Annotated in this window: 21 protein-coding genes and 2 pseudogenes; 11 read left to right on the top strand and 12 right to left on the bottom strand. The window is 46.4% G+C overall.

The window, feature by feature from the left end:
- Positions 1-26 precede the first annotated feature (26 nt).
- A complete protein-coding gene (locus PJF56_RS02640) occupies positions 27-230 on the bottom strand; it encodes a hypothetical protein (RefSeq protein ID WP_283761088.1) in 204 nt (67 codons plus the stop codon).
- Between PJF56_RS02640 and PJF56_RS22005 the strand changes: the two are divergent.
- The 4 genes and pseudogenes from PJF56_RS22005 to PJF56_RS02625 all read left to right on the top strand — a co-directional run bounded on the left by PJF56_RS22005 (position 207) and on the right by PJF56_RS02625 (position 4,220).
- A pseudogene (locus PJF56_RS22005) lies at positions 207-487 on the top strand (element excision factor XisH family protein). The gene PJF56_RS02640 and the pseudogene PJF56_RS22005 overlap by 24 nt on opposite strands.
- Positions 475-813, top strand: a complete 339-nt coding sequence (locus PJF56_RS02635; protein ID WP_283761087.1) for a XisI protein — start codon at positions 475-477, stop codon at positions 811-813. The pseudogene PJF56_RS22005 and the gene PJF56_RS02635 overlap by 13 nt, the downstream one beginning before the upstream one ends.
- A gap of 172 nt (positions 814-985) precedes the next feature.
- Positions 986-2,236, top strand: a complete 1,251-nt coding sequence (locus PJF56_RS02630; RefSeq protein ID WP_347179423.1) for a bifunctional sterol desaturase/short chain dehydrogenase — start codon at positions 986-988, stop codon at positions 2,234-2,236.
- Positions 2,237-2,258: 22 nt separating this feature from the next.
- The gene (locus PJF56_RS02625; RefSeq protein ID WP_283761085.1) at positions 2,259-4,220 is read left to right on the top strand and encodes an adenylate/guanylate cyclase domain-containing protein; all 1,962 of its coding nucleotides are present in this window, start codon (positions 2,259-2,261) and stop codon (positions 4,218-4,220) included.
- Between the two features lie 18 nt (positions 4,221-4,238).
- Here the strand turns inward: PJF56_RS02625 and kaiC are convergent, their stop codons facing one another.
- The 3 genes from kaiC to PJF56_RS02610 form a co-directional block, all read right to left on the bottom strand.
- Positions 4,239-5,816, bottom strand: coding sequence for a circadian clock protein KaiC (kaiC, locus tag PJF56_RS02620; RefSeq protein ID WP_283761084.1), 1,578 nt, complete (start codon positions 5,814-5,816; stop codon positions 4,239-4,241).
- Positions 5,817-5,888: 72 nt separating this feature from the next.
- On the bottom strand, positions 5,889-6,203 hold the full coding sequence (gene kaiB / locus PJF56_RS02615) for a circadian clock protein KaiB (RefSeq protein ID WP_283761083.1): 315 nt from the start codon (positions 6,201-6,203) through the stop codon (positions 5,889-5,891).
- 63 nt (positions 6,204-6,266) lie between these two features.
- The gene (locus PJF56_RS02610) at positions 6,267-7,181 is read right to left on the bottom strand and encodes a circadian clock protein KaiA (RefSeq protein WP_347179421.1); all 915 of its coding nucleotides are present in this window, start codon (positions 7,179-7,181) and stop codon (positions 6,267-6,269) included.
- 225 nt (positions 7,182-7,406) lie between these two features.
- Between PJF56_RS02610 and PJF56_RS02605 the strand changes: the two genes are divergently transcribed.
- Positions 7,407-9,203: a sensor histidine kinase gene (locus tag PJF56_RS02605; protein ID WP_283761081.1), complete on the top strand. Its 1,797-nt coding sequence runs from the start codon at positions 7,407-7,409 to the stop codon at positions 9,201-9,203.
- A gap of 193 nt (positions 9,204-9,396) precedes the next feature.
- Here PJF56_RS02605 and PJF56_RS02600 read toward each other — a convergent pair whose 3' ends face one another.
- Both PJF56_RS02600 and PJF56_RS02595 read right to left on the bottom strand, forming a co-directional pair.
- Positions 9,397-10,182, bottom strand: a complete 786-nt coding sequence (locus tag PJF56_RS02600) for a Uma2 family endonuclease (RefSeq protein WP_283761080.1) — start codon at positions 10,180-10,182, stop codon at positions 9,397-9,399.
- A 161-nt stretch (positions 10,183-10,343) separates the two neighbouring features.
- Positions 10,344-10,643 carry a hypothetical protein gene (locus PJF56_RS02595; protein WP_283761079.1) on the bottom strand — a complete coding sequence of 100 codons (300 nt, stop codon included), beginning with the start codon at positions 10,641-10,643 and terminating at the stop codon, positions 10,344-10,346.
- An 87-nt stretch (positions 10,644-10,730) separates the two neighbouring features.
- Here PJF56_RS02595 and PJF56_RS02590 point away from each other — a divergent pair, with 87 nt between their 5' ends.
- The 5 genes from PJF56_RS02590 (at position 10,731) to PJF56_RS02570 (ending at position 15,171) form a co-directional block, all read left to right on the top strand.
- Positions 10,731-12,230 (top strand): AAA family ATPase, encoded by a 1,500-nt coding sequence (locus PJF56_RS02590; RefSeq protein WP_283761078.1) that lies wholly within the window; start codon positions 10,731-10,733, stop codon positions 12,228-12,230.
- A gap of 28 nt (positions 12,231-12,258) precedes the next feature.
- Entirely contained in the window at positions 12,259-12,693 is a 435-nt protein-coding gene (locus PJF56_RS02585; RefSeq protein ID WP_283761077.1) for an SH3 domain-containing protein, read from the top strand.
- A 145-nt stretch (positions 12,694-12,838) separates the two neighbouring features.
- Positions 12,839-13,012, top strand: a complete 174-nt coding sequence (locus PJF56_RS02580; protein ID WP_283761076.1) for a hypothetical protein — start codon at positions 12,839-12,841, stop codon at positions 13,010-13,012.
- A 147-nt stretch (positions 13,013-13,159) separates the two neighbouring features.
- Positions 13,160-13,879 (top strand): peptidoglycan-binding domain-containing protein, encoded by a 720-nt coding sequence (locus PJF56_RS02575; RefSeq protein ID WP_283761075.1) that lies wholly within the window; start codon positions 13,160-13,162, stop codon positions 13,877-13,879.
- Between the two features lie 293 nt (positions 13,880-14,172).
- A complete protein-coding gene (locus PJF56_RS02570; RefSeq protein ID WP_283761074.1) occupies positions 14,173-15,171 on the top strand; it encodes a peptidoglycan-binding domain-containing protein in 999 nt (332 codons plus the stop codon).
- A gap of 5 nt (positions 15,172-15,176) precedes the next feature.
- Here PJF56_RS02570 and PJF56_RS02565 read toward each other — a convergent pair whose 3' ends face one another.
- The 4 genes from PJF56_RS02565 to PJF56_RS02550 all read right to left on the bottom strand — a co-directional run bounded on the left by PJF56_RS02565 (position 15,177) and on the right by PJF56_RS02550 (position 18,614).
- Positions 15,177-16,037, bottom strand: a complete 861-nt coding sequence (locus PJF56_RS02565; RefSeq protein ID WP_283761073.1) for a 3'(2'),5'-bisphosphate nucleotidase CysQ family protein — start codon at positions 16,035-16,037, stop codon at positions 15,177-15,179.
- A 73-nt stretch (positions 16,038-16,110) separates the two neighbouring features.
- Positions 16,111-16,464 carry a DUF1257 domain-containing protein gene (locus PJF56_RS02560; RefSeq protein ID WP_283761072.1) on the bottom strand — a complete coding sequence of 118 codons (354 nt, stop codon included), beginning with the start codon at positions 16,462-16,464 and terminating at the stop codon, positions 16,111-16,113.
- A 155-nt stretch (positions 16,465-16,619) separates the two neighbouring features.
- Positions 16,620-18,122 carry a stress-responsive protein Ycf46 gene (gene ycf46 / locus PJF56_RS02555; protein ID WP_283761071.1) on the bottom strand — a complete coding sequence of 501 codons (1,503 nt, stop codon included), beginning with the start codon at positions 18,120-18,122 and terminating at the stop codon, positions 16,620-16,622.
- A 144-nt stretch (positions 18,123-18,266) separates the two neighbouring features.
- On the bottom strand, positions 18,267-18,614 hold the full coding sequence (locus PJF56_RS02550; protein WP_283761070.1) for a slr0373 family blue light stress response protein: 348 nt from the start codon (positions 18,612-18,614) through the stop codon (positions 18,267-18,269).
- Between the two features lie 151 nt (positions 18,615-18,765).
- Here PJF56_RS02550 and PJF56_RS02545 point away from each other — a divergent pair, with 151 nt between their 5' ends.
- Positions 18,766-19,194, top strand: coding sequence for a hypothetical protein (locus tag PJF56_RS02545; protein ID WP_283761069.1), 429 nt, complete (start codon positions 18,766-18,768; stop codon positions 19,192-19,194).
- A gap of 84 nt (positions 19,195-19,278) precedes the next feature.
- On the opposite strand, the gene psbC is transcribed toward PJF56_RS02545, so the two are convergent.
- Both psbC and PJF56_RS22000 read right to left on the bottom strand, forming a co-directional pair.
- Positions 19,279-20,640: a photosystem II reaction center protein CP43 gene (gene psbC / locus PJF56_RS02540; RefSeq protein ID WP_347179422.1), complete on the bottom strand. Its 1,362-nt coding sequence runs from the start codon at positions 20,638-20,640 to the stop codon at positions 19,279-19,281.
- 136 nt (positions 20,641-20,776) lie between these two features.
- A pseudogene (locus tag PJF56_RS22000) lies at positions 20,777-20,917 on the bottom strand (photosystem II D2 protein (photosystem q(a) protein)); the annotation flags it as partial.

The raw sequence follows: 20,917 nt of genomic DNA, 5'->3' as shown, positions 1-20,917 counted from the left end.
ACCTAACCTGGAGTTTTGAGTAACAATCAACATCCCATTTTAGAATCGTTTGAACCTTTCCGCTCTGGAGAGGCGGCAATAATCTGATTTCTTGCTCTAGATACACCGGTTGGCGGTGTATCTAGATGGCTGTTGAGACGGAATTGCGTGGTGATTTTAAGATGGGGGAGTTGGCGATCGCGATCGGGTAAACTTAATATACATTTATGCCTGCTAAAGATTTCTTTCATCAAGCTGTACGCCATGCCTTAGAAAAAGAAGGATGGATAATCACCCATGACCCTCTGATGCTAAGGTACGACCTGGGTAAACTTTATCTTGATCTGGGTGCACAAAAAATCCTAACCGCAGAAACCTTGCTATCTCTGTAGATACCTACACTTCTTTTTTTGCCATAGAGGTCGTCCAGGACATCATCAACACTCAACAGTTAAAACTCATCATCTATGAACCTCAAAAGGAGAGCATTAACCAATGGATACCCTAAACCACTATCGCCAAATTATTCAGCAACTCCTAGAAGACTATGCTCGTTTAAGTGACGATGCCCAAGACGGAGTGGAAACCCAGTTGATTTTTGATTCACTCAGAGATCATTACCAGCTTTTTCATGTCGGCTGGATAGGAGATTACCGGATTTATGGCTCGATCTTACACTTTGATATTAAGAATGGGAAAATTTGGATACAGCACAATGGCACAGAACAGGATATTGGCCAAGACTTGCAAAATAGGGGAGTTCCCAAAACAGATATTGTTATTGGTTTTCATACGCCATTTAAGCGACAGTTTACGGAATATTCTGTAAGCTGAAGGGTGATTAATTCTTCAAAGCAATTGTAAACTGGGATGAAACCCTGATAGCGGTAAGCGCATAGGGAAAAAATGGTGGTCTGTAGGAGTGTGTATGTTAAGTTGGTTCGTTCTGCTCTTGTTTGCGTTCGATGGTCTGCTATGGGCAGAGTGGATGAATACTCTGGATCAGTTGAGTTGGCTGAGTTTAGCTTGGGGTTTGCTGGCGATCGCCTCTGTAGAATGTGTGCGTGATGTCTATCATGCTCTCTGCCATGTCTGGAAACCCCTCTATCGCTTGCATGTGTGGCATCATCGGGTGTTTCGCCCCGATTTAACCCCAATCAGTGCAGACATTTATCAAAAGGCCCATTGGTACAATGATGTACCCGAAAGTTTGGTGATGTTAGCTTTTGCCAGTTTGGGTTTAGGACTGGCAGTGTATTGGAATGACCAACTGTGGGGAACGGGAGCAGCGATCATTTATTCTGTTACCTTTCTATTGACCGCCATGGGACGAGGAGCGGGGGTTCCGGGAATGGAGGAGTGGACGGATTCAACCCACCGTCCGGGGGCGTTTGATGCCATTCCTAGCCAGGGAAGGGTCAATCGCAGTTATCATTGGCGACATCATTTTGATAATCAGAATGCTTATTTTTGTGGCACGTTTACAATTGTGGATCGAATTATGGGAACAGCTTTATCTTTGAAAGGGAAAACGGTAGCGGTAACCGGTGCGTCTGGAACGTTGGGGCGATCGCTACTGTATCAGTTACATCTACAGGGGGCAAAACCCATCGCCCTAACCTCTGGAGAACAGCAGATCCAGATTACCGTTGAGGATCGAGCCGTGGATATCCCGACAATTTCTTGGCAAGTGGGGCAAGAGTCGGAACTCGAAGAGCGGCTGCAAAAGATTGATATTCTGATTCTCAACCATGGGGTTAATGTCCATGGCGATCGCACTCCAGAGGCGATCGAAACCTCCTATCAAGTGAATGCCTTTTCCACTTGGCGCTTGATGGAACTCTTCCTCAAAACCATTGACAGCAACCGGGATATGGCTTGTAAGGAAGTTTGGGTTAACACCTCGGAAGCCGAAGTTTCCCCCGCCTTTAGTCCCTTATATGAACTCACCAAGCGCACCATCGGCGATTTAGTCACCCTGCGCCGTCTGGATGCCCCTTGTATTGTCCGCAAACTGATTTTAGGGCCCTTTAAGAGTAATTTGAATCCCATTGGAGTATTATCGGCTAATTGGGTGGCCGAGCAAATTATTCATCAAGCCAAAGCCGATAGTCGCAATATTATTGTCACCATTAACCCGCTCACGTTTTTAGCGTTTCCGATTAAGGAATGGTGCAATTCCTTATATTTCCAATGCTTTAGTCAAAAAGCTACCCCTCTCGATCCAGAGACTGAAACCCAGCAACAAGAGGTTTAAATTCTTGAAAAATGGGGGAATTATGGCTATGATATCCAAGTTTTCTTTCTTGAATAAGCTATCCCTACGTTCGGTTTTAATTGTACCTTTTATTTTGCAAATTTCTGCTGCTGTGGGGATTACGGGATATCTGTCTTGGCGCAATGGACAACAGGCAGTGAATGATTTAGCCCGTCAGTTACGGGATGAGGTGACGAAACGCACTCAGCAACATCTCGCGGATTATCTGCAACAACCCCCTCGGATTAATCACGTGAATCGGCAGGCGGTGGAAGCGGGTAAACTGAATCAGGATGATTTTCAGGAACTGCAAAATCATTTTTGGCAACAAATGCAGCTTTTTCCGCGATCGCGGGAAATCTATGTCGGTAAACCCAATGGCAGTTATTTAGCTGTCAGTCGGGAACCCGATGAAAGCTTAATTGTCAAAGAAGTTCTCGGTGAAGGCGATCCCATCGGGCGCTTCTATAGTCTCTCGGAAACCGGCGATCGTCAGGATCTGATTCGGGAAACCGCTCCCTACGATCCCCGCCAAAGACCTTGGTATCAAGGCACACTGGAAGCCAGAAAAGCCACCTGGAGCGATATTTATTTATTTCGCTATGGCGATCTGGGAATTACCGCTTCTGAATTGTTTTTCAATACTGATGGCAGCGTCGGTGGCGTGATGGCAGTGGATTTAGTTCTCAGTGGCATTAGTGAGTTTTTATCCACCATTAACGTTAGTCCCTCTGGGGAAATCTTTATTGTAGAGCGATCGGGTTTTCTGGTGGCTACCTCTAGCGACGCTCCGCCTTTTCTCTTGGGTGCAGGGGGCAGAAATCCCCAACGGTTAATGGCTGCAAACATTTCCGATCGCTTAATTCGAGCCACGGCTGAATTTTTGATGGAGGAGAAGAAACTAGAGCAGATCGCAACCCCGACACAATTCAATTTCCAGCGAGCTGGCGATCGCTCCTTTATACAAGTGGCTCCCTACCCAGATGACTTAGGCTTAAATTGGTTAATTGTGGTTGTGGTTCCAGAGTCCGATTTTATGGAGCAAATTCACGCCAATACCCGCCACACCATTGAACTGTGTCTCCTCGCTTTACTCGTTGCCACTGGATTTGGGTGGATCACAGCCCATTGGATCAGCGAACCCATTATGCAGTTAATTGTCGGCAGTCAAAAATTAGCCAAAGCCGCCTTAAGTCGGTGTGATAACGAAACCCTCGCCCAGAATGTGGAAGTTCGAGGCGTAGAAGAGGTGAAAATTTTAGCCCACTCTTTTAACCAAATGGCGCAACAGCTTCAAGAGTCCTTTGCCGAGCTAGAATCGCGGGTAGAAGAGAGAACCGCAGATTTACGCCGCGAACAGGAGAAATCAGAAGAATTATTGCTCAACATTCTACCAGAGGCGATCGCCGAGCAATTAAAACAAGAGACCCAGGCGATCGCTGAATACTTTGAATCCGTCACCATCCTCTTTTCCGATATCGTTGGCTTTACCTCTTTATCCGCTCGCATGGCTCCCATCGATTTAGTCAACTACTTAAATGAAATGTTTTCCAGCTTTGATTATTTAGCAGAAAAACATGGCTTAGAAAAAATAAAAACCATTGGCGATGCCTATATGATTGTCGGCGGCCTCCCCATCCCCCAACCCAATCATGCCGCCGCCATGGCCGCCATGGCCTTAGATATGCAAAAAATCATGCAAAATTTTGCCCTGGAAAATGGAGAATCCCTACAAATTCGCATTGGTATCCACACCGGGCCAGTGGTCGCTGGCGTAATTGGAGTCCGCAAATTTAGTTATGATTTATGGGGCGATACCGTCAATACCGCCTCGCGCATGGAATCTTCCGGAACTCCGGGCAGAATTCATGTCAGCCATCAAGTTTATGAACTCTTAAAAGAATGCTTCCAATTTGAAGAACGGGGCATCATCTCCGTAAAAGGCAAAGGGGAAATGAAGACCTATTGGTTAGTTAACCGTTGATCGGGTAAAAATATTATATTAGCCCATATCATCCTCTTCGTCTTTTGTCTGCACACCCCGCACAATCCGCGATAGTTCACTTTTTTCATTCACAGAAATTCGACTGGGTGAACCACTAATAATCCCTTCATAGTGACGGAAAGAATCCTTAATTTCTGCACCATGCTCTGTAATCGCATATTCACGAATCCCTTTATCATGCCAGGAGCCGCGCATTTTGAAAACATTAATAGCTCGCGACATCTCCCCACGAATTTCCACATATTGCAACATTAAAATGGTATCGGTAATCGTCGAAATATGAGATTCCGTAATCGAATGAGACCCCATAAACTGATCCGTCGTATTCGTAAAGAAACCCGTAATTTCTTCCTGTTTCGCATATCCCGTCACCCCAATCACGAATTGACGGAAAGCATTATTACTTACCCCTCGTGCTAAAGCTGACAGAGAATCAATCGCAATCCGAGACGGTTTAAATTCTGTAATTTTAGATTTAATCATTTGTAAATGATCTTCTAATCCTGCCGACTCTGGATAAGAACAGAGAATTTTCAGCAACCCTTTATTTTCCAGTTCTTCAAAATCAATTCCCCACGAGTTAGCATTGCGGAAAAGCTGGGCCCTCGATTCTTCATAGGCAAATAAAATCGCCCGTTCTGAATTTTTACAGGCATTTTCTATAAATTTACTCACCAATAAGGTTTTACCTGTTCCCGTTGCACCTGTAGCCAAAATAATCGAATCCTTGAAAAATCCACCGCCACACATTTCATCTAAGGTGCTGACTCCAGAAGAAACCCTAACATTAGAAGAGCGTTGGGTAAGTCGCATCGCACCAAGTGGAAAAATATTAATTCCATCATCAGTAATGGTAAAAGGATATTCTCCTTTCATATGTGTGGTTCCCCGAAGTTTAAGGATTTCTACAGTTCTGCGTCTTCGTTCCCCCTCTAAGGCATTGCGAACAATCACCACATTATCAGAGACAAATTCTTCTACCCCAAAACGAGCGACTTTCCCATATTCTTCTTCCCGTTCTGTAGTCATGACGGTGGTTACTCCCAGTTGTTTGAGTCTGGCAACCAGGCGAAAAATTTCCCGGCGAACCACAGACACAGCATCATATTGTTGAAATACAGCAGTTACGGAGTCAATAGAAACCCGTCTAGCCTTATATTTACGAATTGCATATTGCAGTCGTTCTATCAGAGCAGATAGGTCAAAGTTACCGACAATATCTTGTCCTTCTGGGTCAGGAGAAGCGTCTAATATAAAAAGTTTGCCATCATCTATGAGTTGCTGTAAATCCCAACCAAAACTAGCGGAGTTCTGAATAATATCTGTAGGGGATTCTTCAAAAGTCACAAAGATTCCAGGTTCATTAAAACAGGTGATTCCATTGTAGAGAAATTGAATGGTCATCATAGTTTTACCTGTCCCGGATGTCCCGCTCACTAAGGTACTTCGACCTTGAGGTAGACCCCCATGACTAATGTCATCAAATCCTTCGATCAAGGTTCTGATTTTAGTAATACCGGTGAGTTTCGTATTTACCGTTTTTTCGGGTTCACTCAATTGATCAAATGTATTCATAGGTGATCTGGCTCTAAATTAGAATAATAAAAGGGATGATGAAAAAATCGAATGGTCTTGATCCTTACTGTTTTACATCATACTTTCATCATCGCGCAGTTCATCATATAATAAATCGAGTCCAATCAGCACTTTTTCGCGATCGGAAAGATCTCCAATAATTTTACGGACGGGAGGGGGGAGAATTTTAGCCAGGGTAGGAGTAGCCAAAATTTTGTCTTCTTCAGCCAGTTGGGGATTTTTGAGGACATCAATCACTTTAAGGGCGTAAACTCCTTGAAACTCTTGTTCTAGAATGTCATTGAGAGTTTTTAACGCCCGCACGGAGTTGGGGGTGTTTCCGGCAACATAGAGTTTGAGGATGTAGGTTTTTTTCAGGGGACTCATGGTGGTTCTGTGTCAAAGGGTTCTAAAGGAACGTGGTCATTCAGGACTATGAATTAACAAGATTTAGGGTTGGCGAGGAATTGAACGGCGATACATTTCACATAAATGGGCAATGGTATCGATTAGGGTTAAACGATAGTCAAGTAAAATCTCTTCACTTCGTCCTTCTAGCTGTAACTGCTTGGAATATTCTTCCATGAGTTCCATGTGAATTTCAACGATTTGAGACACAGAAATATCAGCAAAAAAAGCAATGTTTACAAAGTCGTCGATTTTGGAGTTGACTCCTTCATCGTCGGAGAAGTAGGTTAGTATTATATCCTCATAGTCTTTTTTTAAGCAATCGAGTAACTCTTGTTGTTTCTCATGAGACAAACGACGGAAAAAGTTTTTGGGGTCTCGTTTGTAATACACGCCGAGATATCCTAGTCGTTCTTTGAGTTTTTCCCCTAAACGTCGTTGTTGACGCTTGAGGGAGTGTTGGGTGTCGATCGCCTCGATCGCATTGCCCTGTTGTGTGCTGGTCGATTTTGGGGTAGTTGATAATTCCAGAAATTGCTCGATCGCCCGATCGATGACGGATGCAACTTGTTGAAGCTCATCGGCTGTGACTTCCAATATGGCATCATGGTATAATCGCCTCATCCCTGTTAAATCGGGAACGTCTATACTGCCTCTTTCTTCTGGAGTCTTTAAGTCAATAGGAAGGATTTTGGAGTTTTCAACAGATTCCCGGATTGTAACCATGGGTAAATAGATTTTTTGTTCCCGTAATTTACCTAAGAGTTCCAGGATCTCAGGGATCTGTTCGATCGCCAAACAGTCAATTTGCTGTCTGTGCCGATCCAAATATTCTATCAACTCACCTTCAGAACCTAGGCGAGTGTGGGCATGGCGAGTGTCATCTAGGTATCGATCCATTGCATCACCTAGAGACTCCGATCGGATAAAAGTACAGATAGACAGTTGAGAGGGCACGCCAAGGTGTTAAAAGAAACTACAGGTATCAGCCAAGCCGATATAAAAAAGTTTTGCTTCAATAATCCAGGAAATGGGTTTTTGTTACAAGTCTTTATATAAATGTAAACATTGTACCCTTAATTGTAAATAACTTGTCATGTTTTGACGAGTTTTTCCGATTAGCTTGTACGACTCTAAGACTGAAGCCACCAGATGTTGCTAACATTGTGGTTACTGAAACTTATGAATTCTCCTTTGCTCCAAGCTTTTACTGCTCCAGTTGTTGTCTGTGTACAAACCACTCTACTCGAAAATGCCTTAATGGAATGGAGTTTAACTGACCAAGCGCTTTTGGTGGTTATCGATCCGGCCCAATTTCCGATCGCCTGTATTCAGTTTTCCCGGTGGTTACCCTATTGGCTAAAACCCGGATCGCAAGGGGTTCAGGCTTCCTCTTTACTCAAGATAAACCCCCAATTATACCAAATTGGAGAACCCATTCTCGAACCGATCGCCTGTTTTTCCAGCGATCTAGAGATGGACGAACTTCAGGAGCAACTCAAAGAGTGTAACCCAGGGATTATCCGTCATTATGCCCTCATTAACCAGAAACAGGAATTTGTAGGATTACTGGATAATCAACGGTTGCTTCAGTATTTTTTAGAGCAAAGGGCCCCTTATGGGCCGGGATCGCAGGAACCACAAGCCAGGCCCACCCTTTTAGAACATCCACACAGGAGAAACGCTACTCTCGATTGGATGGCCTCACCCCAGTCTAGATTCACTTCTGAGGGGATAGACTCGATGACCCAATCCAAGAGTTCTGAAGACTCTACAGCAGACTGGCAACTTCAGGGACTCTTAACCCGCGTGACTCAACTGGTAAAGGAAAATCAAAAAAAAGACCAGATCCTAGCCTACATCAGCCATGCTCTCAAAACCCCGATTACGAGAATTTTAAGCCTATCCAAGCTATTGCTCCACCCCCATCAGTCCCCGGCCAATCTTCGGCAAAAACAGTATTTAACGTTGATTCATCAAGGGGGAAAACAACTGAGGATGATGATTGATGATATGGTCACTTGGACGCAGCTTGAACTCGGAGAAGTTACGTTAAAGAAATTACCGGTAAAATCTTCTCAGTTAGGCGATCGCATCCTCTCCACCTTTGAAGAGCTGGTACAAGATTTACCCCAACCTCCCCGCCTCAATTTTACCCCAGATCCACAGATTAAAGAGGTGATGGCCGATGAATTTTGGCTAGGGCAAATGATCCATCGACTCTTATCCTATAACCTTTGGGCGATCGGCGATCGCCTCAGTGATGCCCAGAATTATCGCTCTACCCCCCTCCAACTTGAACTCCAATCTCAAGGAGGATTTTGGATTAGCTTCCGGTTAACCAACCCCCATTTAACCACCCCCATTAACCTTACTCCTTGGTTCTCCACATCCAGTCACCCGAACGCCTTCCCTTCCTCCCCCACTTGGGAATTAGGATTAGTCATTGTCAGTCAACTCGCCCAACTCCATGGGGGCGATCTCATGTGTACTGTCACGGAAAAAGAAGGCACAGAATTTACCCTACTCTTACCCTCACAACTGCTCCATCAACCCTCAGAAACGGAAATCGAGTCCTCTGTGCCGCAAAAATTAACCCTTTTATGTTTCTCTCCGGGTACACCTCAAAAAGGAACCTATCAAGAATGGGTACGGGGATGCCACACCTTGAAAGGTCAAGATTGTCGCCTCCTGGAAGCGGAAGATTTAGATCAGGCAGAAATCTTAGCCAGAGTCTGGAAACCCCATGTTTTAGTCTTCAATGATGCCGGGTTAGAGGATATTCAAGGTCATTTAAACGCTTTGCGTCAATCGGAATCTTTATGTTATTTACCCCTGATCACCCTCAGTCAGGAAACGACTCAAATGGCCAATCAAATTCCCGGATTGTTGGTATTTCCTTGTTTGGTTTCTCCTGATTCTGATTTGGCGGTTTCTACGTTGTTACAAGTAATTAAGATAGCTGCGAGTCAGGGATAGGGGGCGCTCCCTGAGCCAAGCTATACAGCGCTTTGCGCCCTCTGTGGGGGAATGGGGGAATGAACAACAGACTCAATCTAGCGAGTGAGCTATTCTAGAGATCCTTAAAAAACCGCCATTAATGCACCAAATTAGGTGAAAGAGTCCACTACGGTAATAATTTTTAATTTTTAATCGATCGCCCAGAGTGAAACTACAAAGAATCAGGATCGATATTTAACTGTCGCAGTTTCTCCCGTAGCTGTTGTAAATCCGACTCAGCGCTGTTAGCTCTGTCGCGCTCTAGTTCTTTTTCCTGACGCTGGCGATCGCGCTCTAATTCGGCACTGTTAGCTCTGTCGCGCTCTAGTTCTTTTTCCTGACGCTGGCGATCGCGCTCTTGCACCACATCCTCATACGTTCCGAACGCTTCCCCACTCGGCGTAAATAACTGCAAATCCTGCGAACTGGTACTAAAACTCACCTGCAATAACGGACTTCTCCAACCCTCCATTTGCGTAATTTCTGTTAGTCTTCCCCCACTTCTCAACCATCCTTGCAGTTGATTCTTTTTCGGATTGTAGACATAATATTCTTCCACACCATAGTAATCGTAGAACTCAAACTTATCCTCCATTTCTCCTTTACTATTACTGGGTGAAAGAATCTCAAACACCACTTGAGGCACTATATTGCCTTCTTCCCATTGTTTATAGGAGCCTCTATCTTTTTTCTCCACTCCAAAAACCACCATCACATCTGGTGCTTGCCTAAAATTCAAACTTTCTTCAGCTACCGTTAACCTTCCTGCTTCTCTGGGATACCACAACAAATCACCCGCCACAAACACATCTTCTCGCTCTTGAAACAGAGCGGACAATCCTCCAACAATAGTTGTAATTAAGCGAAATTGAATCGTATTATCCGCCATCGGCTTGCCATCACTGTCTGGGTAGAGTCGAGCGGCAACTTGCGATTGAGAAAGCAGTTCTTGTACCATCGTTTTCTACCTGAATACTGAATCGTGTTTGCATTCGTGTTTTGAGGATAGCACACAGCACTTTGTAGGGGAGTGGGGGAGTCGGGGAATGGGGGACACGGTGATGCGGTGGATAGGGAAGATTGATGTCCTATTACCCATTACCCATTACCCATTACCCATTACTCAAATGTATCTTTTACTCCAGAACCAGTGGCTTCTTGAATTAAGGCTTCGGCGCGATCGCCATCTTGATAGAGTAATTCCAAAAACTGCCAGGGTTCCATCCCCACTAACCGGGCGTAAAATCCGACTTCGCCCATAATTCTCGCTTCTGACTGGCGCAAATACATACTCAGGCAATGATGGGCCTGGTTTTCGGGTTGGCGTTGGGTACGGAAAAAGGCTAAAGCGTTTAATAATCGGTCTTCATAGGGCGCAAGGGGTCTAATGTTCAGGTTTTGGGGAGTGCGTTGAGTCATGATATCAATTAACAAGGGGTAGGGAGAGTCTATACTATAAATTTACGATGTTTAAACTGAGTCTCCAGACCTGCCAACTTTTAGTCCATGAGTTTTAAGGAAGAATTTGAACTACTGCTACGATCGCGCTATCCGATCGTCTACATTCCCACGGCTGAAGAAGAACGGGTGGAAAAGGCGATCGCCGAATCGGCCAAAGATCTGGGCAGTCGGGGAGTCTATACCTGGGATTTCGTCGAAGGTTATCAGGGCAATCCCAATGATAATGGTTTTGGTCGTCGCAATCCCCTCCAAGCCCTAGAATTCGTCAATAAAGTCCCCCCAACTGCCGCCGGGATCTTTGTCCTCCGAGATTTTCAGCGCTTTTTAGACGATATTTCCATATCGCGGAAACTGCGAAACCTAGCCCGGAGCCTAAAATCGGAGGCTAAAAACCTGGTGATTCTGGCTCCGGAAATTAGCATTCCCACGGACTTAACGGAAGTGATTACGGTTTTAGAGTTTCCCTTACCCCAGAGTGGAGACATTCGCGAAGAAGTCACCCGCTTATTAACCGGGTTAGGACAAGTCATCGATCGCGAAGTACTCGACGAAATTGTCCGGTGCTGTCAAGGTTTGTCCCTAGAGCGCATTCGCCGGGTATTGGGAAAGGCGATCGCCACCCATGGGGAATTGCGCCCGGAAGATGTAGAACTGATTTTAGAAGAAAAACGGCAAACCATTCGCCAAACCCAAATCCTAGACTTTTATCCCGCTCAAGAACAAATTTCCGATATTGGCGGCTTAGAAAACCTCAAAGATTGGCTCTTGCGTCGTGGGGGAGGCTTTTCCGATCAAGCTAGAGCCTATGGACTGCCCCATCCCCGTGGCTTGCTGCTGGTGGGCATTCAAGGAACGGGAAAATCGCTCACGGCAAAGGCGATCGCCCACCATTGGCATCTTCCCCTCCTGCGTCTGGATGTGGGGCGACTGTTTGCCGGACTCGTGGGAGAATCGGAATCGAGAACTCGGCAAATGATTCAACTCGCGGAAGCCCTGGCTCCTTGTATATTGTGGATCGACGAAATTGACAAAGCCTTTAGCGGCATGGGATCGCGGGGCGATGCTGGCACAACCAACCGGGTATTTGGAACCTTTGTCACCTGGTTAGCAGAAAAAACCTCACCGGTTTTTGTCGTCGCCACGGCTAACAATATCCAAAGTTTACCGCCCGAACTCTTACGCAAAGGGCGATTTGATGAAATCTTCTTTGTTGGTTTGCCCACCCAAGAAGAACGACAAGCCATTTTTGAGGTTCATCTCTCCCGGTTGCGTCCCCAAAGTCTGAGAAATTATGACTTAAAACGCCTCGCTTATGAAACTCCCGATTTTTCCGGCGCAGAAATTGAACAAATGATCGTCGAAGCCATGCATATTGGCTTTAGTCAAAACCGGGATTTTACCACTGATGATATCCTAGAGGCAGCCAGTCAAATTGTGCCCTTAGCTCGCACCGCCCAAGAACAAATTGAACTGTTACAATCTTGGGCAGCATCAGGTAAAGCTCGACTCGCGTCTCGTTCGAGTGGTTTAAAGTCTCCCTTGTAGTTCTTATTCTTTTTCAAGATTTATCCTTATGGTTGGTAGATTTGTTTCTGGATTCTTTCAAGCGATCTTTGGGGTGACATTGGCGATCTCCCTGATGTTAGTGGGTGGATTAGCCACCGCCCGTTATTTTATGGCCAAAATGACCATTGACCCTCCCAAACCCGAATTTCCAGAGGCAGAAGAGGCTAAACCTGCTTCTGCCTCCCTTTCTACTGCGGCTGAAATCCAAAAGCCCAAAGAACCGGAACTGCCAGAAGGAGCGTATAAAGCGAGAGTCACTTGGCCAGATGGTCTGATCTTGCGCAATGCCCCCAGTTATGAGTCTACGTCTATTGGTGGAGTCGGTTATAACGAAACCTTGTACGTGATTGGAGAAAGTGAAGACAAGATCTGGGATAAAGTCCGCATTGGCTCTCAGGATGCCTGGGTGAAAGGGGGAAATGTGGAGAAGGTGGAAGACTAAACGATTGGCTCACCGCTTAATGTTAAGAAATATCTCTAAACCTCAAGGTTGATTGCAATTTAAGGGCGATCGCACACTCTGGAGAAATTTGGGTGATACCCTGAGAAGACAAAAAGCATCAGCGCTCACCCAGAAATGATCCTCTATGTATAATAAGCATTCTGATTCCGATTGGCTCGAAGCGATCGTGACGGGCAGTATCGGTGCAGGTATTGTTACCTCTTTTGCCGTTAGCCAAGGGCAACATCCCCTCGTGGGTCTAGCTATTACCCTATTTGCGGGCATCTCTGCTTGGTTAATCGATCGGGCATTGACTTAAACTGATACTATTTCTATTTCATATCAAGTCCGGAAACTCATGAAAGTATCGGGCCAGGTGGGCAGGGTATGCTTGTAGAAATTTAATCATGTCGCTTATCCTCCTGCCTACCCTAGGATGGTTTGCTAATTGAAACAAATTGAACCCATGTTTACCCTGATATTGTCCTTGGGGAAATTCGTCTCTTCCGGTTCCCGCTTAATTCAAAGTCTGCTAACAATAACCCTGATTCTAGGCTCGTTTGCCCTCTGTGTCCGAGCTATGGAAATGGGAGATGATGGGCCGCAAGTGCGGGAATTGCAGCAACAGTTGCAAAATTTAGGGTACTTTAATTTACAACCAACCGGGCGATTTCGGGAACTCACTAGAGACGCGGTAATCCGCTTTCAACAAGATCAAGGCTTAATCCCTGATGGCATTGTGGGGGCCCAAACTTGGAGTCGATTACGTTCAGCAGGCACTCGGAGACCGACTTTAGACAATTTTCCCCTACTCCAGCGCGGCGATCGCGGCCCTCAAGTCATGGCTCTACAGGAAAACCTCATGGCGAAAGGCTTCTTTAACGGCCCCATTACCGGATTATATGGCTCCTTAACCGAGGAAGCAGTTCGCTCCTATCAGCGCTCGGCAGGCTTAACCCCAGATGGCATTTATGGCCGTCACACCCAAGCCAGACTCGAAGGAGGTTCACCCCTGGGTGAGTCCCTCAGTTCCAGGTCAGATCCCCATGTCCTAGAATTACAGCGCCGCTTAAAAGCCAGAGGATTCTATGATGGCCCCTTAGATGGCATTTTAGGCCCCCAAACTCAGGAAGCCATATCCAGAGCGCAACAGAGCTATGGCATTAGCCCCGAAGATATTCGCTGAGTGTCCCTATCGGTAGTGCCGTGACAACCCTAAAATGGTGGGTTACGGCGGATTGATAGATTGCTGTCAGAGTCTAGGTTTTAGCCGCCTAACCCACCCTACGCTAATGCACATTTTTAGCTGTGTCACGGCAGTAGGGTGTGTTAGCGAAGCGTAACGCACCAATTCGCTGCCTGAGCAACCAATCCTTGAGCAAAAGAAATCCATAGTGAGTCATTTTGAGTCATGTTACTCGAAAAAATCGCCTAAAATAAGGGCAACATAGACATCTGGATTAAGATACCCCACTCCCTATGGACTCTCTAGCCTATCTCCATCTAGCCCTAGCCTATCAAGACCCCACCAGCCCTGAATTGATCTTGGACAAATGGCTGAAACAATTCTGGCAACAGTGGCTCTCTAAACCCATCTCTAGTCGCTTTATCCTGCGATTACTCTCTGTAGCCACTGCTCTGACGATTCTGACTTTAGCCCAAGTTGCTCTCGCCTTATTACAAAGGGGAAGTGTTGGCCCGGAGGTGAGAGAACTTCAGTGGCAGCTACAGCAGTTGGGATACTATCAAGGCCCAATAGATGGTAACTTTGATTGGGCAACCGATCAAGCAGTCAGGAATTTACAAAGACAAGCTGGCCTTCAGGTAGATGGTGTCGTTGGCCAGGATACTACGTGGGCTATTAGTCAACGTTTGGGAGGGACTCCGAGAATCCCAACCGTACCCGTCTCATCCTTCCTTCCCCCTCCCCCTCCACCGAATTTCAACACGCCTTCTTATTTCGGCTCCAATGTATACAATCCATCGGTTCAACCCTTCAATCCATCGGTTCAACCCTTTGGGATAATTAACCGTCAATTAGCACCAGGCGATCAGGGAAATGATGTTGTAGAACTCCAAAGACTATTAATCAATAACGGTTTCAATCCAGGCCCCATTGATGGATATTATGGCCCCCAGACCAGAGATGCTGTGGAGCAATTTCAGCTCTCTAGGGGTTTATTTGCTAACGGTATCGCTGATGCCGAAACCATACGAGCTTTACTTGGCGGTGGATCGGGAAACAATATGGCCATCCCCAGGTTTACGCCCAAAGGATATGTGGTGATTATTCCCACAGGCGATAATACTCTGGTGACTAGAGTTCAGCAATTTAACTCTGGGGCACAACTCTACCGCAATCGCCGAGGTCGGTATATTTATGTGAACACCTATCTTAATCGCGCTCGTGCCGAGAGTGAGTCGGCTTTATTGCGATCGCGAGGATTTACCAATGCCAGAGTCGTCTATTTCCGTTAACCTCACTAGCTATAATCTTCAATGGAAGACACAGCTTTTTGCAATCCGGGTAGAAGAGCTTCAACATAATCGGGCCAACCAATCACAATCATTTGCTCGTGGGCTAGGCTATCCGGATCGATGGCATTGGGGGTAAACTCTAGGGGTTGGCCCTCAAGATCGCAACAAACTAATCCGGCTTTCTGAGCTAAGGCAATGGGGCCAACAGTATCCCAGAGTTTGACACGGCGATTAAAGTAAAAATACAAGCCCACCCGGCCAAAAATGACTTCTAACACCTTCAAGCCAAAGCTGCCTAAAGAATTAAACTGAATGTGGGGAATAAACTGAGTTATAGCTCGGCCATAGGTTTTGCGGTCTTGAAAACCAATTTGCACCGGACAGAATGAGGCAGAGGGAGAGGAAGGCCTTTGGGGAATCATGGCCTTGGGCAGTTCTTGAGAGCGAATTTCAAACAATCCCCAATCGTAACCCCCATAATATAATCTGGCCCGTGCCGGAGCATAAATCCAACCGGCGATCGGTTGATAATCTCGCAACAGTCCCACCATCACCGAATAATCTTGGCGACCATTGACTAAGCTTTCTGTACCATCTAAAGGGTCAATACACCATAATTGTTCATATCCTTGATGGAATAAGCGTCTTGATGCTTCGTTTTCCTCGGTAATAATCCCATCTTGGGGAAACATACCCCTAAAAGCCTGAGCCAGCTTCCGGTCTAAATAGCGATCGACATTGGTAACATAATCTCCTGGGCCTTTTTGAGCCACCTCAAACGATTGACTGAGCAACTCAATTTGTTGACCACACTCTTGTAATACCTGAGTGATTTTGGGATTAAACTCAGATGCAATCCGATCCATAGCTCTCTCGACATAAAAAAACGGGGTAACCAGCATTAGGTTAACCCGTTAACTTGGAAACGCGCTAGAGAAATTACTTTTGTACGACCAATTTCACGTTCGCGTTTTGCAGACCAGGACGCTTAACTTCGCTCAGGGTCTTGTTGACTGCATATTTCTGGTTGATGGAGTTGATCAACTCGGTTTGGTTGTGCTTCTTCGCAACACCCCAGAGGTCAGCGATCAGGTCGAAAGAACCATCAGCATTGCGAGACCAACCGAGGTCATACTCGCCTTCGAGAACAGCAACGATGTCAGCACGAACCTGTTGGCCGTTGTATCCGCGCACATTGGCTTCACTCTTAACGGAGATACCCAGGTCACGCAAGGAAGACTTGAGGATTTCAGCGTCGGAGATTTTGGTACGCAGGGTGCTAAAATGAGACATTTGAGATTTCCTCCTAAGAAAACGGTGTTTGAGAGAAACGACAACTTATGGATTGAAACTATGCCTTTGATCGTTGATGGCGATCGCCGGCTTTGGATAAACTAGCGAGGGATACGCTAGTCTTTCCTCCTGTTGGGAGCAGGAGAGAAAGTCTGTTAGAACTCCAGTCGCTGATACTCAGCAACCGAAGCAGCAGCAGGTCTTGCCCGTCGTCTTGCCCAATCTCTTAGGGCAGTTACCTGTTCTTGCATCGTCTTCGACAGGGGCAACGTGGCTTTAACCGCAGCAATGATGTCCAGTTGGGTAAACTCCCGATCCTGGGCAAAGGCTTCATACATGGCTGCAATAATGGCCTGCTCAATTTCAGCTCCAGAAAAACCATCGCAGATCTTCGAGAGTTGCTCTAGATCGAAGCGGGAAACATCTCGGCGACGTTTTTCTAGATGAATGGTAAAAATATCTGTACGCTCTTGTTCATTGGGTAGATCGACAAAGAAGATTTCGTCAAAGCGACCTTTACGCAAGAATTCTCCCGGTAAGCGTTCGACGCGGTTAGCGGTTGCCATCACGAATACTGGAGAGTCTTTTTCCTGCATCCAGGTGAGGAACGATCCAAAGATCCGACTAGAGGTTCCCCCATCGGAGTCCGCAGATCCGGTTCCTCCCGCAAAGGCTTTGTCGAGTTCATCAATGAACAAGATAGCAGGGGAAATGGATTCAGCCGTTTTCAGGGCATTTCGGAGGTTCGCTTCTGAACGACCGACCATGGAACCATCGTAGACTCGACCCATGTCCAATCGGAGTAGGGGCAATCCCCAGAGGCGAGAGGTGGTTTTGGCAATTAAGGATTTTCCACAACCGGGAACCCCTAGAATGAGCATTCCTTTCGGTTGGGGTAAGCCGTATTGCCTGGCTCGCTCAGTAAAGGCATTAGAGCGCTGTTTGAGCCATGATTTCAGTTCCTCTAAGCCACCGATCGCATCAATGGTTTCGTCTTCTTCAATATATTCCAGGATACCGTTGCGGCGAATTAACTGTTTTTTCTCAGATAGAACGATTTCTACCTCAGTTTCGGTTAATCGACCGGCTGTCACTTGGGCTTTGCGATACACCTTTTCGGCTTCGTCTAGGGTTAAGCCTAGAGCCGCTTTTAGGAGTTTTTCTCGCACATTGGTTTTGATCCGACTCGAACCGAGTTGGGCGGATAAAACTTGATTGAGAGCCTCTAGATCGGGTAGGGCAAAGTCCAGTACAATGACTTCTTTTTCAAGTTCAATGGGAATTTCTTGTACAGGAGACATCAGTATAATTGTCTTCTGTGTTCCCTTAAAATTGGCGATCGCATCGCGTAACCACCGCACGATCGTTGGAGTATAGAAGGAATGCAAGTCCTTAAAGATAAAGATCGCACCTTCTTTGGGAGGTTGGCGAATCACCCATTCGATCGCCGCTTCCGGTGACAACGTATTGTGCTGGGTTACGCTGCGAGGTTCTCCGTACTCAACCATTCCCCTGGTTACTGTCCAAACATAGAGTCGTCTTGGAGACTTGCCTTGTGCAAGGTTGGCTATGGATTGCTCTGCCCGCTCTTCCTCAGAAGTTAAGAGGTAGATTAGGGGATATTGAGCTTTAATCAGAATACTAAGCTGCTCTCGCATAGCGATCGACCTACTTGCAACAGTGGGGATATCGGTTGCGGCTAGACTAACCTGATGGGGACTAAATCGATAACTTTGAGGTTAAAGGTTTAGCTTAGAATCGGATTAGTCCGGCCGTTCCTATCGGATACGATCCGACGATGTTTAGCACGGAACTAATTCTTCCTCGCCAGATTCCGAGGGGCGGTCAAGGTTTGACACCCTCTCAACTGGCAGTTCCTCTTCAGACAGCACAGTGGGCTGATTCTTAAGAGCGACCAGTTCTCCATCATTGATAACGACTGAACTTTTACATTCTGGACAGGTATGGATTTGATACGTTTTCCCGTGGGAATCGTTTATATTTTCCACAACCTCTGGGTGTTCCAGGTAGAATGAAACTGCTCGTTCTACAATGGCTGACATCGGTTCTAAATCGACCGCCGCTTGTATTTTCAGCCGACGATGGAGTTCTGGGGGAATGTACAGCGTAACTTTTTGCTTGTCTTGCATATAGCTCTGGAGTCGTCCTATCCGGCTATGCTTATTACCTTATCGATTCTACCATTAGCTGTCAAGACGTAAAGACTGTATGACGGCAATATTGTTACATTACTTTACAAAGCAGGAGTTATGGAGGAAGGCGTTAAAAGCGCTAATCCCTTTGTGTGTCTTAATTTCAGTCTCTGCTTGCTCTGCTCATCCTCCATCAAGCAACTGGAAAATTTATCAAAATCCCCGCTATGGATTTACCTTTCCCTATCCCCACCAATGGCAAGCCCAACCCCCACCGGAAAATCAGGACGGGCAAATTTTTAGTCATCCCGATCGCCCAGAGATTCAGATCCAGGGGTTTGCCCAGTCTCAGGTCGAACCCCAGGGTTTAGAGAATGGGCCGAACTTCGTCACCAACCAGGGAATCAAAGCCGTGTTAACACCGACCCTAGAGACGACCACCAGTCGGTTAACCCTGAGAATTTATAGCCATCAAGTCTATTATGTTTGGGAGGGGCGATCGCCCAGTTCAGAATTTGCCCAGTATTATCCCCTATTTGAACAAATAGCCAGGGAATACACCATTCCCGTCAAATAAAAAGAGAGAGAGGCTATAATTGCGCTCTCTCTCTTCTTTAATCAAAAGCTAAAATCAGCTTTTGTCTCTCAGGTTAACCGATGATTAATCCAGGTCACCCATAGACAGAACTGGCTCATTTTCGCGGTCAATTCCTTTTTCAAAGCCAGCCGCAGCAGCACGAGCGCGACCCGCGTGCCACAGGTGACCGACGAAGAGGAAGAAGGCAAAAATGAAGTGAGAACCAGCTAACCAAGCACGGGGATTAACATAGTTAAACCCATTAGGCTCGGTAATAATTCCACCCACAGAGTTGATGGAACCGTTAGGTGCATGAGTCATATACTCAGCCGCACGACGCAGTTGCCAAGGTTGGATATCATTTTTGAGTTTGTTGAGATCCAAACCGTTGGGGCCACGCAGAGGCTCTAACCAGGGGCCTTGGAAGTCCCAGAAGCGCATGGTTTCACCACCGAAGATGATTTCACCAGTGGGAGAGCGCATCAGGTATTTACCCAGACCGGTGGGGCCTTGGGCGGAACCAATGTTAGCTCCTAACTTTTGGTCACGGGCTAAGAAGACGAAGGACTGAGCTTGAGATGCTTCAGCATTGGTGGGGCCGTAGAATTCGCTGGGATAGGCCGTATTGTTAAACCAAACATAGGCAGCAGCGATAAAGCCCATCAGAGCTAGAGCGGCTAGGCTGTAAGACAGGTAAGCTTCACCAGACCAGATGAAAGCACGACGGGCCCAACCAAAAGGCTTGGTGAGAATATGCCAAATACCACCGGAGATACAGATCAGGCCAATCCAGATATGACCGCCGATGATATCTTCCATATTGCCAACCCCGATGATCCAGCCTTCACCGCCAAAAGGAGCATTGACGAGATAGCCAAAGATCACGGCTGGGTTGAGGGTGGGGTTACTAATGATCCGTACCGCGCCACCACCAGGGGCCCAACTGTCATAAACACCGCCGAAGAACATGGCTTTGAAGACCAACAATAAGGCTCCTATTCCTAAGAGGATTAAGTGGTAGCCAATGATGTTGGTCATTTGGTTTTTATCTCTCCAGTCGTAGCCGAAGAAAGAAGAGTATTCTTCTAAGGTTTCGGGGCCACGAACGGCGTGATAAATTCCACCTAGTCCTAAGACGGCAGAAGAGATCAGGTGTAGAACACCGACTACAAAGTAGGGGAAGGTGTCTACAATTTCGCCACCAGGGCCAACGCCCCAACCGAGGGTAGCCAGGTGAGGAAGAAGGATAGCACCTTGTTCATACAAGGGCTTTTCTGGGATGAAGTGAGCCACTTCAAACAGGGTCATTGCGCCAGTCCAGAAGACAATGAGACCGGCGTGGGCAACATGAGCGCCCAGGAGTTTACCGGATAGGTTAATTAAACGGGCGTTACCAGCCCACCAAGCAAAGCCGGTGGATTCTTGGTCACGACCGCCCATTACCATTGAAGGATTAAAGGTGGTTTGCACGCTAGTCGAACCTCTTGTTCTACTCTCTACGATCTAGGTCAAAAAAAAGGTAATTTGATCAAGGGATGTGAGTCATTATCCCCTATCTAGGGATAATGACAACAGGTTTATTTTACAGAGCATTACCGCGAGGAAGAACCTCTTCGGGGAAGGTAAAGAATTGATGGGGTTGGTCAGCCGGAGCCATCCAAGCCCGAATGCCTTCGTTTAACAAGATGTTCTTGGTGTAGAAGGTTTCAAATTCTGGGTCTTC

Origin of the sequence: Roseofilum halophilum BLCC-M91 (assembly GCF_030068445.1) — a bacterium.
GTDB classification, from domain to species: domain Bacteria; phylum Cyanobacteriota; class Cyanobacteriia; order Cyanobacteriales; family Desertifilaceae; genus Roseofilum; species Roseofilum halophilum.
Note: the sequence above shows the minus strand (reverse complement) of the source record. Positions and strands in the feature narration are given on the sequence as shown.

Coding starts and splice junctions, on each gene's coding strand:
- PJF56_RS02640 (WP_283761088.1), bottom strand. CDS start 230: ATGAAAGAAATCTTTAGCAGGCATAAATGTATATTAAGTTTACCCGAT.
- PJF56_RS02635 (WP_283761087.1), top strand. CDS start 475: ATGGATACCCTAAACCACTATCGCCAAATTATTCAGCAACTCCTAGAA.
- PJF56_RS02625 (WP_283761085.1), top strand. CDS start 2,259: ATGGCTATGATATCCAAGTTTTCTTTCTTGAATAAGCTATCCCTACGT.
- kaiC (WP_283761084.1), bottom strand. CDS start 5,816: ATGAATACATTTGATCAATTGAGTGAACCCGAAAAAACGGTAAATACG.
- kaiB (WP_283761083.1), bottom strand. CDS start 6,203: ATGAGTCCCCTGAAAAAAACCTACATCCTCAAACTCTATGTTGCCGGA.
- PJF56_RS02605 (WP_283761081.1), top strand. CDS start 7,407: ATGAATTCTCCTTTGCTCCAAGCTTTTACTGCTCCAGTTGTTGTCTGT.
- PJF56_RS02600 (WP_283761080.1), bottom strand. CDS start 10,182: ATGGTACAAGAACTGCTTTCTCAATCGCAAGTTGCCGCTCGACTCTAC.
- PJF56_RS02595 (WP_283761079.1), bottom strand. CDS start 10,643: ATGACTCAACGCACTCCCCAAAACCTGAACATTAGACCCCTTGCGCCC.
- PJF56_RS02590 (WP_283761078.1), top strand. CDS start 10,731: ATGAGTTTTAAGGAAGAATTTGAACTACTGCTACGATCGCGCTATCCG.
- PJF56_RS02585 (WP_283761077.1), top strand. CDS start 12,259: ATGGTTGGTAGATTTGTTTCTGGATTCTTTCAAGCGATCTTTGGGGTG.
- PJF56_RS02580 (WP_283761076.1), top strand. CDS start 12,839: ATGTATAATAAGCATTCTGATTCCGATTGGCTCGAAGCGATCGTGACG.
- PJF56_RS02575 (WP_283761075.1), top strand. CDS start 13,160: ATGTTTACCCTGATATTGTCCTTGGGGAAATTCGTCTCTTCCGGTTCC.
- PJF56_RS02570 (WP_283761074.1), top strand. CDS start 14,173: ATGGACTCTCTAGCCTATCTCCATCTAGCCCTAGCCTATCAAGACCCC.
- PJF56_RS02565 (WP_283761073.1), bottom strand. CDS start 16,037: ATGGATCGGATTGCATCTGAGTTTAATCCCAAAATCACTCAGGTATTA.
- PJF56_RS02560 (WP_283761072.1), bottom strand. CDS start 16,464: ATGTCTCATTTTAGCACCCTGCGTACCAAAATCTCCGACGCTGAAATC.
- ycf46 (WP_283761071.1), bottom strand. CDS start 18,122: ATGCGAGAGCAGCTTAGTATTCTGATTAAAGCTCAATATCCCCTAATC.
- PJF56_RS02550 (WP_283761070.1), bottom strand. CDS start 18,614: ATGCAAGACAAGCAAAAAGTTACGCTGTACATTCCCCCAGAACTCCAT.
- psbC (WP_347179422.1), bottom strand. CDS start 20,640: ATGGTAATGGGCGGTCGTGACCAAGAATCCACCGGCTTTGCTTGGTGG.